Here is a 12,636-nt window from a genome sequence, read left to right as displayed (position 1 = left end):
TGTATACATTTGTAAATTAATTTGCAAAAATGCCGCCCTGTTCCGAACCCCGACCCGAAAAAGCCGGCCGGAGCGTTGCGGGCGCGGCATCCGGCCAAAAATCGAACCTATGAGAATCGTCATTGCGGGAGCCGGCGAGATGGGGAGCCATCTGGCCAAGATGCTGAGCGGAAACGGCCACGACATCACCATCATCGACGCCGACCAGAAGCTGCTGGCCGACGTGGGCAGCCTGGCCGACGTCATTACGGTCGAGGGCGACTCGACCACCTTTGCCGTGCTGCGCAAGGCCTCGGTGCGCAAGTGCGACCTCTTCATCGCCGTCAACCACGAGGAGAACGACAACGTCGTGGCGGCGATGCTCGCCAAGCAGCTGGGGGCCAAGAAGTCCATCGCACGCATCGACAACAACGAATACCTCGAGCCCAACAACAAGGAGATGTTCATCGAGATGGGCATCGACTACCTCTTCTATCCCGAAAAGGTGGCCGCCCGCGAGGTCATCAACCTGCTGGGCCACACCTCGACCACCGAGTATGTCGACTTCTCGAGCGGCAAGCTCTCGCTGGCGGTCTTCCGTCTGGAGCCCGCCTCGCCGCTGGTGGGGCAGGAGCTCACGGGCTTCGACGAGGAGCAGACCGAGCTCAACTACCGCACGGTGGCCATCACGCGCGGCGGCGAGACCATCATTCCGCACCGCGGCGAGCGCTACTTCGAGGGTGATATCATCTATGTCATCGCCCGTCAGGATGCCGTGCGCGAGGTGATGGAGTTCTCGGGGCAGTCGAACATCGAAATCAAGAACATGATGATACTCGGCGGCTCGCGCATCGGCATCCGCATCGCCACCGAGCTGCAGGACGAGGTCAACATCAAGCTCATCGACTACAACGCCGAGAAGGCCTACCGTCTGGCAGAGATGCTCGACAAGACGTTGATTATCAATGAGGACGGGCGTAATACGGAGGCGATGATGGAGGAGGGCCTCTCGAACATGGACGCCTTCGTGGCGGTGACGGGCCGCAGCGAGACGAACATCCTGGCGGCGATGCTGGCCAAGCGTATGGGCGTCAAGAAGGTGATTGCCGAGGTCGAGAACCTCAACTACATCAATCTGGCCGAGTCCATCGGCATCGACACCATCATCAACAAGAAGCTCATCACGGCGTCGAACATCTTCCGCTTCACGATGTCGACCGACGTGCAGGCCATCAAGTGCCTGACGGGCAGCGACGCCGAGGTGCTCGAGTTCATCGTCAAGCCCAACTCGCCGGCCACCAAGTGCCGCATCAAGGAGATGGGGCTTCCCGAGGATACCATCATCGGCGGCATCGTCCGCGGCGACAAGGTCTTCATTGCGGTCGACAACTCGATGATACAGCCCTACGACCGCGTGGTGGTCTTCGCCATGCCCGAGTCGGTGGGCCGCGTGGGCTACTTCTTCAACTAAGGAACTTTAAGCAACAAAAACGATTTTGTCACTTCGCAGCATACTTCTGAGGGCCTACTTCTCGCAGCGCGAGCGGGCCATCGACACCTTCCGCCGCCACCCCGTGGAGACCCAGGCGCGCATGTTCCGGCAGCTTCTGCGCCGGGGCCGCCGCACGGAGTTCGGCTGGCGCTACAACCTGGGCCGCATCCGCACGCCCGAGCAGTTCGCCTCGATGGTCGAGACGTTCGACTACGACACCTTCAAGCCCTACATCGAGCGGATGCTGGCCGGTGAGTCCGACGTGACGGCTCCGGGCCGCGTCACGCTCTTTGCCCGCTCGTCGGGCACCACCTCCGACCGGAGCAAGTACATCCCCGTCACGCGGGAATCGCTGTGGTGGAACCATACGATGGGCATGCGCGACGTGGCGACGGTCTTCGCGGCCAACAACCCCCGCTCGAAGGTCTTCGACGGCAAGACGCTCACGCTCGGCGGTTCATGCCGGCAGGAGGGGTCGAATCTGGTGGGCGACCTCTCGGCGCTGCTCATCCACGAGACGACCTTCTGGAGCGGCTGGTTCCGCGCGCCGAAGATGCAGACGGCCCTCATCGCCGATTTCGACCGCAAGGCCGAGGCCATCTGCCGCGAGTGCACGGGCGAGAACATCACGGCCTTTGCCGGCGTGCCGTCGTGGAACCTGGCGCTGATGCGCCGCGTGCTCGAGTATACGGGGCGCAGCAACCTGCTCGAAGTGTGGCCCAATCTCTGCATGTTCGCCCACGGCGGGGTGGAGTTCACCCCCTACCGGCGTTCGTTCGAGGAGCTGATACCCTCGCCCGAGATGCAGTACATGGAGACCTACAACGCCTCGGAGGGCTTCTTCGCCCTGGCCGACGACCCCACGCGCAGCGACATGCTGCTGATGCTCGACTACGGCACCTACTTCGAATTCCGCCAGGGCGACAGCATCGTGCCGCTCGAAGGGGTGAAGAGCGGCGAGGTCTATGCTCTGGTCATCACCTCGAACAACGGGCTGTGGCGCTACGAAATCGGCGATACGGTGGAGTTCACCTCGACGGACCCCTACCGGATTCGCTTTGCAGGGCGTACGCGCCAGTACATCAACGCCTTCGGCGAGGAGGTGATTGCCGACAACGCCGACCGCGCCCTGGAGCGGGCCTGCCGCGAGACGGGCGCCGTGGTGGGCGAGTATACGGTGGCTCCCTGCTACATGAGCCTCCGCGAGCGGGGCGCCCACGAGTGGATTGTGGAGTTCGACCGCGAGCCCGATGACCGGGCCCGCTTCGCCGAGGTGCTCGACCGCGAGCTGCGGGCCATCAACTCGGACTACGACGCCAAGCGTCTGACGACGCTCGACCTGCCGCGCATCACGGTGGTCGAGCGGGGCCGCTTCCTTGACTGGATGCGCCGCAAGGGGAAGAACAAGGTGCCGCGTCTGATGAACGACCGCCGCGTGGCCGACTCGGTGCTCGGGGGTGAGTAGTCCGGACCGGGGCGGGCGCCGATTCTCTAATTAGGCCCGGCTTTGCAGGGCGGAACGTTTTTTCGGACGTAGCGGTTTCGGGAGCGCGGCGTTGCAGCCGGGTGTCGGACTGCGGCCGCCGAAAACAGCCGCTGAAAACAGCCGCCGGCAACGGTTGCCGAAAAAACGGCCGCCGAACGACAAGAAGTGTAAAACCATTCAGAAATATCGATTGAACGATGTATATTGCCATTGCGGGAAACATCGGCAGCGGCAAGACGACGCTGACCGAGATGCTGACCCGGCGCTACCGGGCCAAATGCTATCTGGAGGAGAGCAACAACCCCTACATCGGGGATTTCTACGAGGATATGAACCGCTGGTCGTTCCAGCTGCAAATCAGCTTCCTCGGCAGCCGCATCGAGCAGACGATGGACATGCTCGCCTCGGGCGACGAGGACATCATCCAGGACCGGACCATCTACGAGGATGCCCACATCTTCGCCACGAACCTCCACGAGATGGGGCTCATGTCGACGCGCGACATCGAGACCTACATGAAGATTTTCCGGCTCGTGACCACGCTCATCCCCAAACCAGACCTGCTGATTTACCTCAAGGCGAGCGTTCCGACGCTCATCTCGCAGATTCACAAGCGGGGCCGCGAGTACGAGATGAACATCGACGAGTCCTACCTGCGGCGGCTCAACGAGAAGTACGACCACTGGATTGACCATATCTACGACGGCGAGGTGCTCGTCGTCGACAAGGACAACGAGGACTTCGTGGAGAATCCCGAGGTGCTCGAACGGATTTGCGCACGGCTCGATGCGCTCAAAGCCTCCGAGAAGCAATGAGGCTGCCCGAAGCGTTCGTAGCGTCCATTGCCCGCGAGCTGGGCGAAGAGGAGGCGCAGGCGTTGTGTGCGGCGCTCGACGGCCCGTCGCCCGTTGCGGTGCGGCTCAACCCGGCGAAGTGCGCGGCACTCCTGCCCGCCGTTGCGACGGGCGAAGGGGTGCGCCGCGTAGGGTGGTGTGCCGAGGGGCGTTACCTGCCCCGGCGGCCGCAGTTCACCTTCGATGCGGAGTTCCATGCCGGCGCCTACTACGTGCAGGAGCCCTCATCGCAGTTTGTCGGGCGGCTGCTCTCGGGTGTCGATATGCGCGGTGCGCGGGTGCTCGACCTCTGCGCCGCACCCGGCGGCAAGAGCACGCTCTACGCCTCGCTGGTCGGGAGCGAAGGGCTCGTTGTCGCCAATGAAATCGACCGCCGGCGGGCGCAGGTGCTTGCCGACAACATCCGCCGCTGGGGCACGGGCAACGTCGTGGTCACGACGGCCGATGCGGCCCGCATGGCGGAGTTCGAGGCGTGGTACGACGTGGTGGCGGTCGACGCCCCCTGCTCGGGCGAGGGGATGTTCCGCAAGGACGACGCCGCGCGCGGCGAGTGGAGCGAGGCGAACGTGCGCCTCTGCGCATCGCGTCAGGATGCCATTCTGCGCGAGGCGTGGCGGGCGCTGCGGCCCGGCGGGACGCTCCTCTACAGCACCTGCACCTTCAACCGCACCGAGGACGAGGGCTCGCTTGAACGTTTTCTTGCATGGGCGGGCGACGAGGTGGCCGAGGCCGGCGAGTTCCCGCTCGCGGAGGAGTGGGGGATTCTCGGCGGCAGGGTCGGAGCCTTCCGCACCTTCCGTTTCTTCCCGCACCGGGCCGAGGGCGAGGGCTTCTTCGCCGCCGTGGCCCGCAAGGCCCCCGATGCCGGCGGTCGGAGCCGCACGCCGCGGCAGCGCCGCGAAGTGCTCGTCGCGGCCGACAAGGCCGCAGCGGCGGAGCTTGCACGCTGGGTCGAGGAGCCCGCGGCGATGCGCTTTGCCGCGGCGGGCGATACCCTCTACGGCTGGTATGCGGCGCAGTACGATGCCGTGCGGAGCCTCTCGGGCGTGCTGCCCGTGATTTATTCGGGAGTGGCCATGGGGCAGCTCTTCAAGGGGCGGCTCAAGCCCGACCCGGCTTTGGCCCTCTTCGCGGGGCTGCGGCGCGATGCCGTGCCGACGGCCGAACTCGGCTCGGAGGATGCGCTGCGCTTCCTGCGCAAGCAGGAGCTTGCAGCGGGGCTCTTTGCCGAAGGCATCAATCTGGTGACGGCGAGCGGCCGGGCGCTGGGATTCGTCAAGCGGATTGGCCCCCGCGTGAACAACCTCTATCCCAATTCGCTGCGCATCCTTCGGCAGCAGGGTGACGGAGAGCCGGCCGGCGAGGGGGAGGCGTAGCCCCGGGGTGCGGTCCGATACGGAGAGCGGGGCCGACCTCATGCTGAGGAAAGCCTTGTGTTGAGGAAACCGGCCCCGAAGGAGATGAAAATATAAACCGTGAAACGAAATAGCGTATGGCAGAGAAGCTTTACTATTCAATGGGCGAGGTGGCCGAGATGTTCGACGTCCGGCCGTCGTTGCTGCGCCACTGGGAGTCGCAGTTCGGCGTGCTGAAGCCCAAGCGGAACAAGAAGGGCAACCGGCTCTTTACGCCGGCCGACATCGAGAACCTGAAGCTGATTTACCACCTGGTCAAGGAGCAGGGCATGACGCTCGAGGGGGCCCGCAAGGCGCTGCGTCAGTGCCGCCGCGAAAAGGAGGTGCCGCGCGACGTGGAGCTGCTCGAGCGGCTGCAGCGCATTCGCGCGCTGCTGGTTGAGGTGCGCGAGGAGCTCAAGGAGCCTGCCGCTTCGCAGGGGCGGACCGTGCTGGTCGATTCGTCGGTCGACGCTTCGGCGGAGCTTCCGACCGATGCCGCAGAGATGGCGCACGGGGAGGCCCCCGAAGAAGCGACTGCGGAGCAGGATGCTTCGGTTGCCGCAGAGGCTGGAACCGCCGCCGAGGCCGAAGCTGCCGCCCCGAAGCGCCGCCGGCGCACCAAACCGGTGGTGAAGTTTGCCGATACGCCCGAGGGTGGAACCCCGGCGGAGGCAGAGGCGGAAGCTGCCGCGCAGACCGAGCCGGGCGCTCCGAAGCGTACGGCACGCCGTCCGCGCCGCGGCAAGAAGGAGGAGGCGGAGCACAAGGAACTCTTCGCCTTCTACGAACAGTCGCTCTTCTGAGGCGCAGCGGCCTGCTGCGGCCGGCAGCGCGCCGCACGTTAACGCAATCATCTGGAAAAAGAAGACAACACTATGAAAATTAAAGATATAACCGACGTAATCGAGCGCTTTGCACCGCTCTCCTACCAGGAGTCCTACGACAACGCGGGGCTGATTGTGGGGCGTCCCGACGACGAGGTGCAGCGGGCGTTGCTGGCCGTCGACGTTACGGACGAGGTGCTGGACGAGGCCGAGCGCGAAGGGTGCGACCTGGTCATCACGCACCATCCCATCATCTTCCATGCGCTCAAGCGCTTCAACTCGGCCGATGCCGTGCAGCGCTGCGTCGAGCGGGCCATCCGCCGCGGCATCGCGCTCTATGCCTGCCATACGAACCTCGACAGCGCCCCCGGAGGGATGAGCTGGCGTCTGGCCGCGATGATGGGCATCGGGGAGCTCCGCGTGCTGCAGCCCTCGGCGGCCGACCCGCAGGTGGGCTTCGGCGTGGTGGGCGAGCTGCCCGAGCCGCTCCCGACGGAGGAGTTCCTGCGCCGCATGCAGCAGCGTCTGGGGCTCAAGGTGGTGCGCCACAGCGACCTGGTGCGCCCTCAGGTGCGGCGCATCGCCCTCTGCACGGGGGCCGGAGCCTCGCTCATGGAGGAGGCCCGCCGCTCGGGTGCCGACCTCTACGTGACCGCCGATTTGAAGTACAACGATTTCATGCTCCCCGACGGAGCCTTCGTGGTGGCGGACATCGGACATTTCGAGAGCGAATATTGCGCAATTGAGCTAATATTTGAGGTTTTATCGAAAAATTTGCTTACCTTTGCGGTCCGCAAGAGTGGATACTCGCGTAATCCGGTGAACTATTTCGTTTAAGTTCAAACAATTATAATATATGGCAACACAGAAAAAGGCCGCCGATGTTGATTATTCGATGCAGGAGAAAATCCTGGCGCTCTATGAGATTCAGAAAATCGACAGCAAAATCGACGAAATCAACAAGGTGAAGGGTGAACTGCCGCTCGAGGTTCAGGACCTCGAGGATGAGCTTGCCGGGCTGAAGACGCGCATCGACAACATCAACTCCGAGATTGAGGAGTTCAATGCGCTCACCAAGCAGCGCAAGCGCGAAATCGACCAGGCGAAGATTCAAATCGCCAACTACAAGGAGCAGCAGAACAACGTCCGCAACAACCGTGAATTCGACGCCATCTCGAAGGAAATCGAGTATCAGGAGCTCGAAATCGAGCTGGCCGAGAAGCGTCTGAAGGAGTACGCCGCCGGTGTGAAGGCCAAGAAGGCTCAGCTGGAGCAGACCGAGGCCGAGCTCAACGAGCGCAATGCCGACCTGACGGTCAAGAAGGGCGAGCTGGAGAGCATCGAGGCCGAAACGGCTCCGCAGGTTGCCGAGTACGAGGCTCAGGCCGAGCAGGCCCGTGCCAAGGTCGACGACCGGCTGCTGGCTGCCTACAACCGCATTCGCCGCAGCGTGCGCAACGGTCTGGCCGTGGTGACGGTGAAACGTGATGCGTGCGGCGGCTGCTTCAACCGTATTCCGCCTCAGCGTCAGATGGATATCCGTGCCGGCAAGAAGATTATCATCTGCGAGTACTGCGGTCGCATTCTGGTGGCAGACCCCGAAGCCGAGCAGTAGTGGACGGCTTCCGGCGTGACGCCGGGAGGTGCATGTGAACAGGGCGGCGGACCCCAAAAGGGCCCGCCGCTTTTTTGTACCTGGAGGGACGGAGCGGTTTTCCGCGTCGGCAGGTGGAACCTTTCGTCTTCGGCGGGGCTGCGGGACGGTATGCCGGCGGCGGAAGAGGAGAAGGTCGACGGAGACGGCGGGGCAGGATGCGTCTGCCGCTTTTTTGTGCCCGGAGGGGCGGAGCGGTTTTCCGCGTCGGCAGGTGTGTCGGCCCGTCCCTTTTCGATGGTGCGGCGGCGTTCCCCTCGATGGGTAGGTGGCAGCAGGGTGGTGCGGTTGGTTGAAACGGCGGGTCAGGCAGTGCCCGTCGTTTTTTTATGTCCGGGCGGTGGCGGCCGGGCACCCCTTGCCCTGCGGTTGCGGGGCGGGACCGGACCGGAAGCATTTGCCCCCCCCTTCCGCCCTCCGGCCGCGGTGGAGCGGCTCCGGGGCGGTCTCGCGCGGGCGGGAACCGAATAATGGCTCGGGAATAACATTTTACGGACGAAAAAGTTCGGACTTTAGCAAATAATCGCTATTTTTGCAAAGTTCTATACCGACGACTAAAATTGCCTTAGATGAAGATAGCCATTGCCCAGTTGAACTACACCATCGGCGATGTGGAGGGCAACACCTCGAAAATCATCGATTCGATTCAAAAGGCCAAAGAGCGTAAAGCCGACCTCGTGATTTTTGCCGAACAGGCCGTGAGCGGAACCCCCGCCTTCGACCTGCTGCGGAAGACGACCTTCCTCGAGTTGTGCGAGGATGCGCTGGTTACCATCGCCTCCTGCTGCGACGGCATCGCCGCCATCGTGGGACTTCCGATTCTGACGTCGCAGGGCACCATCAGCGCCGCCGCGCTCATCCAGGACCGCAAGGTGCTGCGTTACGTGGGCAAGAAGTACATTACGGCCCGCCGCGAGATGGGCTTCCTCGTCGGCTCGAAGGGCTACGAGTATGCCACCATCAAGGGACACAAGTGCGCCATCGTCGTGGGCGACGACCTGAGCCGCGAACGCGACTACGACAAGTCGGTCGAGACGGTCATCTCCATCAACGCCCGCAAGTACGGCCGCGGCACGATGACCTACCGCTACGAGGTGATGCGCAACCTCTCGTTCGTCGAGGGCAAGAACATCGTCATGGTCAACCAGGTCGGCGGCTCGACCGACATCGTCTACGACGGCACGTCGGGCGCCTTCAACAACCGCGGCGAGCTGGTGCTCATGATGAAAAACTTCGAGGAGGACTTCCAGATTTTCGACACCCGCGCCCAGGCCCGTCCCGTCGTCATCCCCACCAGCGGCGAACGTACGCGGCTGGTCTACGAGGCGGCACGCTGCGGACTGCGCGACTTCTTCCTCAAGAACGGCTACCGCAAGGCCTGCATTGGCCTCTCGGGCGGTATCGACTCGGCGGTGGTCGCCTGCCTGGCGGCCGATGCGCTCGGGCACGAGAATGTCCGCGCGCTGCTCATGCCCTCGCAGTTCTCGTCGGACCTCTCGGTCGAGGATGCCAAGGAGCTGGCCGAGAATCTGGGCATCGAATACAACGTCATTCCCATCACGGAAATCTACAAGTCGGTGGTCGACACGCTCACGCCGGTTATCGGCGGACGCGACTTCGACTCCACCGAGGAGAACATCCAGACGCGCATCCGCACGATTCTGCTCATGGCCGTCCAGAACAAGACGGACTACGTGCTGCTCAATTCGTCGAACAAGAGCGAAAACGCGTTGGGTCTCTGCACGCTCTACGGCGATACGGCCGGCGCCTTCAGCCCTACGGGCGACCTCTACAAGAGCGAGATGTACGATGTGGCGCGCTACATCAACCGCACCTTCGGCAACCCCATTCCCGAAAGCATACTCGACAAGGAGCCCTCGTCGGAGCTCCACCCCAACCAGAAGGACAGCGACATTCTGCCTCCCTACGAGGTGGTCGACGCCATCCTCTACCGCATGATTGAGGAGGGGCAGCACCGCGAGGAGATTGTCAACGCGGGTTTCGACTCGGAGGTTGTGGAGAAGATTCACTCGATGATTATGCGCAACGAGAAGAAACGCTACCAGTTCCCGCCCGTGCTGCGCCTTTCGATGTGTTCGTTCGGACACGAGCGGCTGATGCCGCTGACCAACAAGTACGGCGATTAGAACTGTGGCGGAGCTGATTGAACATAGCGGGGTGGTCGAGCGCATCGAAGGGGATGCGGTCCTGGTACGAATCACCTCGCATTCGGCGTGCGGCAGCTGCAAGGCGCGGGCCGCATGCGGTCTGGCCGAGACGCAGGAGAAGATTGTGGAGGTCCACACTCCGGAGTCGGGGAGCTATCATCCCGGCGAGGAGGTGTCGGTGGGAGTGCGGCGGCGCGCAGGTGCCGTCGCGGTCGTATATGCCTATGTGGGAGCCCTTGCCGTGCTGCTTGTGGTGCTGATGGTGAGCAGCCTGGCGCTGGGGTGGAGCGACGGGGCGAGCGCCCTGGCGGCGCTGGCCGGCGTGGCGCTCTACTACGGGGTGCTGGGGCTCTTCCGCCGCAGAATTGAACATACAATTCATTTTACAATAACAAAACACTGATGGAAGTATTACTTTACACAATCCTGACGCTCTGCGTGTTGGGAGTGCTTGCCGCAGTTATTCTCTACGTGGTGGCCCAGAAGTTCAAGGTCGAGGAGGACCCGCGGATTGACCAGGTCGAGAAGATGCTGCCGGGCGCCAATTGCGGCGGTTGCGGCTTCGCCGGCTGCCGCGGCATGGCCGAGGCGCTGGTCAAGCGCGACGACATTTCGGCGCTCTACTGTCCCGTCGGAGGCGGTGACTGCATGAAGGCCGTGGCCGGCTTCCTGGGCAAGGCTGCCGCCGAGAAGGAGCCCCAGGTGGCGACCGTCCGCTGCGGCGGTACGTGTGAGAAGCGCCCCCGCACCAACCAGTTCAACGGAGCACGCTCGTGCGCCGTGGCCGCATCGCTCTACATCGGCGAGACGGGCTGCTCGTTCGGCTGCCTCGGATTCGGCGACTGCGTGACGGCCTGCTCGTTCGATGCCATCCACATCAACCCCTCGACGGGGCTGCCCGAGGTCGACGCCGACAAGTGTACGGCCTGCGGCGCCTGCGTGAAGGCCTGCCCCAAGCAGGTCATCGAGCTGCGCAAGAAGTGGCCAAAGAACCGTGCGGTCTACGTCTCGTGCGTCTCGAAGGACAAGGGTGCCGTGGTGATGAAGGCCTGCAAGGCGGGCTGCATCGGCTGCGGCAAGTGCGCTAAGGTGTGCGCCTTCGGCGCCATCACCGTCGAGAACAACCTGGCCTACATCGACCCGCAGAAGTGCAAGCTCTGCCGCAAGTGCGTGAACGAGTGCCCGACGGGCGCCATCCGCCTGGTGGGCATGGAGCCGCTGCCCAAGGCCCCCAAGACGGCGCCTGCAGCCGCTCCGGCCGCCGCTCCTGCTGCCAAACCTGCCGCTGCTCCGGCCGCCAAGCCTGCAGCAGCACCTGCAGCGGAGAAGCCCGCCGCAGAGGCCAAGGCCGCACCGGCCGCAAAGAAGACGGATGCCGAATAATTAACCGCTAAAATTCAGATTCCGAGATATGAAGACATTTCCGAAAGGCGGAGTCCATCCGTCGGAAAACAAACTGAGCTGCGCGAAGCCCATCGAGGTCCTTCCGCTGCCCGACGTGGTGACGATTCCCCTGTCGCAGCATATCGGCGCGCCCGCGGTTGCCAAGGTGGCCAAGGGCGACAAGGTGCTGACCGGTCAGCTCATCGCCGAGGCGGGCAGTTTCATGTCGGCGAACATCCACTCGCCGATTTCGGGTACGGTGACCGCCGTGGAGCCCGTGGCCAACGGCCAGGGCGTGCGTCAGATGAGCATCGTCATCAAGCGCGAGGGCGACGAGTGGGCCGAGGGCATCGACCGCACGCCGGAGCTGGTGCGCGAGTGCACGCTCGAGCCGCAGCAGATTATCGTCCGCATCAAGGAGGCCGGTATCGTCGGCATGGGCGGTGCGACCTTCCCCACGCATGTGAAGCTTTCGGTGCCTCCCGGCAAGAAGGCCGAGGCACTCATCATCAACGGCGTCGAGTGCGAACCCTACCTCACGTCGGACCATCGCACGATGCTCGAGCGGGGCGAACAGCTGCTCGTCGGCGTGACGATTCTCAAGCGTGCGCTCGGTGTCGAGCGCGCCTACGTCGGCGTGGAGAACAACAAGCCCGATGCCATCGAGCATCTGCGCCGTCTGGCGGCCGGATACGAGGGCATCGAGATTGTGCCGCTGCGCGTGAAGTATCCGCAGGGCGGTGAGAAACAGCTCATCGCCGCCATCATGGGCCGCGAGGTACCTCCTCCGCCCGCACTGCCCATCGACGTGGGTGCGGTGGTCTGCAACGCCTCGACGACGGTGGCCGTCTACGAGGCTGTGCAGAAGCACAAGCCCCTCATCGAGCGGGTGGTCACCATCACCGGCAAGGGGATGAAGGAGCCCAAGAACCTGCTCACGCGCATGGGTACCCCCATCTCGACGCTCATCGAGGCGGCCGGAGGTCTTCCCGCCGATGCGGGCAAGGTCATCAACGGCGGTCCGATGATGGGTCGTGCGATGATTAACCTCGAGGCCCCGGTGACGAAGGGCTGCTCGGGCATCACCGTCATGAGCGGCCGCGACGCCGTGCGCCGCACCGCCTCGCAGTGCATCAAGTGCGCCAAGTGCGTGTCGGCCTGCCCGATGGGTCTGGAGCCCTACTTCCTCTCGAAGATGACCCAGAAGAAGAACTGGGACGAGGTCGAGGCCCGCATGATTACCTCGTGCATCGAGTGCGGCTGCTGCCAGTCGACCTGCCCGGCCTACCTGCCGCTGCTCGACTGGATTCGTCTGGGCAAGCAGACCGTCATGGGCATCATCCGCGCGCGGGCTGCCGCCAACGCTCCTAAAAAGTAAATGAAAATAAACGATAAAGTT

At 63.6% G+C, this 12,636-nt stretch carries 11 protein-coding genes; all 11 read left to right on the top strand.

Annotated features, from left to right (window positions below):
- The first annotated feature begins 109 nt into the window (after nt 1-109).
- The 11 genes from trkA (at nt 110) to rsxC (ending at nt 12,615) form a co-directional block, all read left to right on the top strand.
- Nucleotides 110-1,450, top strand: coding sequence for a Trk system potassium transporter TrkA (trkA, locus tag C8267_RS03085; RefSeq protein WP_087361107.1), 1,341 nt, complete (start codon nt 110-112; stop codon nt 1,448-1,450).
- Nucleotides 1,451-1,475: 25 nt separating this feature from the next.
- A complete protein-coding gene (locus C8267_RS03080; RefSeq protein ID WP_106633583.1) occupies nt 1,476-2,936 on the top strand; it encodes a GH3 auxin-responsive promoter family protein in 1,461 nt (486 codons plus the stop codon).
- A gap of 218 nt (nt 2,937-3,154) precedes the next feature.
- Nucleotides 3,155-3,772, top strand: a complete 618-nt coding sequence (locus C8267_RS03075) for a deoxynucleoside kinase (RefSeq protein WP_106633582.1) — start codon at nt 3,155-3,157, stop codon at nt 3,770-3,772.
- Nucleotides 3,769-5,187 (top strand): methyltransferase RsmF C-terminal domain-like protein, encoded by a 1,419-nt coding sequence (locus C8267_RS03070; RefSeq protein WP_106633581.1) that lies wholly within the window; start codon nt 3,769-3,771, stop codon nt 5,185-5,187. Before C8267_RS03075 ends, C8267_RS03070 begins: the two co-directional genes overlap by 4 nt.
- Before the next feature lie 116 nt (nt 5,188-5,303).
- A complete protein-coding gene (locus C8267_RS03065) occupies nt 5,304-6,011 on the top strand; it encodes a MerR family transcriptional regulator (RefSeq protein ID WP_106633580.1) in 708 nt (235 codons plus the stop codon).
- Between the two features lie 72 nt (nt 6,012-6,083).
- Nucleotides 6,084-6,869, top strand: coding sequence for a Nif3-like dinuclear metal center hexameric protein (locus C8267_RS03060; RefSeq protein ID WP_106633579.1), 786 nt, complete (start codon nt 6,084-6,086; stop codon nt 6,867-6,869).
- Between the two features lie 19 nt (nt 6,870-6,888).
- Nucleotides 6,889-7,647, top strand: a complete 759-nt coding sequence (locus C8267_RS03055) for a zinc ribbon domain-containing protein (protein WP_087361095.1) — start codon at nt 6,889-6,891, stop codon at nt 7,645-7,647.
- Between the two features lie 608 nt (nt 7,648-8,255).
- The gene (locus tag C8267_RS03050) at nt 8,256-9,833 is read left to right on the top strand and encodes an NAD+ synthase (RefSeq protein ID WP_106633578.1); all 1,578 of its coding nucleotides are present in this window, start codon (nt 8,256-8,258) and stop codon (nt 9,831-9,833) included.
- Between the two features lie 4 nt (nt 9,834-9,837).
- A complete protein-coding gene (locus tag C8267_RS03045; protein ID WP_106633577.1) occupies nt 9,838-10,257 on the top strand; it encodes a SoxR reducing system RseC family protein in 420 nt (139 codons plus the stop codon).
- Complete coding sequence (locus C8267_RS03040; RefSeq protein WP_106633576.1) at nt 10,257-11,237, top strand: RnfABCDGE type electron transport complex subunit B; 981 nt, start codon at nt 10,257-10,259, stop codon at nt 11,235-11,237. The genes C8267_RS03045 and C8267_RS03040 overlap by 1 nt, the downstream gene beginning before the upstream one ends.
- Nucleotides 11,238-11,265: 28 nt before the next feature.
- A complete protein-coding gene (rsxC, locus tag C8267_RS03035; protein ID WP_106633575.1) occupies nt 11,266-12,615 on the top strand; it encodes an electron transport complex subunit RsxC in 1,350 nt (449 codons plus the stop codon).
- Nucleotides 12,616-12,636 lie beyond the last annotated feature (21 nt).

This window comes from Alistipes sp. Marseille-P5061 (genome assembly GCF_900290115.1).
Taxonomy (GTDB): domain Bacteria; phylum Bacteroidota; class Bacteroidia; order Bacteroidales; family Rikenellaceae; genus Alistipes; species Alistipes excrementigallinarum.
This window is presented reverse-complemented; position numbering and strand designations above follow the sequence as displayed.

Excerpts from the sequence above, each read along its gene's own strand:
- C8267_RS03075 (WP_106633582.1), top strand. The coding sequence starts at position 3,155 with ATGTATATTGCCATTGCGGGAAACATCGGCAGCGGCAAGACGACGCTG.
- C8267_RS03050 (WP_106633578.1), top strand. The coding sequence starts at position 8,256 with ATGAAGATAGCCATTGCCCAGTTGAACTACACCATCGGCGATGTGGAG.
- rsxC (WP_106633575.1), top strand. The coding sequence starts at position 11,266 with ATGAAGACATTTCCGAAAGGCGGAGTCCATCCGTCGGAAAACAAACTG.
- C8267_RS03070 (WP_106633581.1), top strand. The coding sequence starts at position 3,769 with ATGAGGCTGCCCGAAGCGTTCGTAGCGTCCATTGCCCGCGAGCTGGGC.
- C8267_RS03065 (WP_106633580.1), top strand. The coding sequence starts at position 5,304 with ATGGCAGAGAAGCTTTACTATTCAATGGGCGAGGTGGCCGAGATGTTC.
- C8267_RS03055 (WP_087361095.1), top strand. The coding sequence starts at position 6,889 with ATGGCAACACAGAAAAAGGCCGCCGATGTTGATTATTCGATGCAGGAG.
- C8267_RS03040 (WP_106633576.1), top strand. The coding sequence starts at position 10,257 with ATGGAAGTATTACTTTACACAATCCTGACGCTCTGCGTGTTGGGAGTG.
- C8267_RS03060 (WP_106633579.1), top strand. The coding sequence starts at position 6,084 with ATGAAAATTAAAGATATAACCGACGTAATCGAGCGCTTTGCACCGCTC.
- trkA (WP_087361107.1), top strand. The coding sequence starts at position 110 with ATGAGAATCGTCATTGCGGGAGCCGGCGAGATGGGGAGCCATCTGGCC.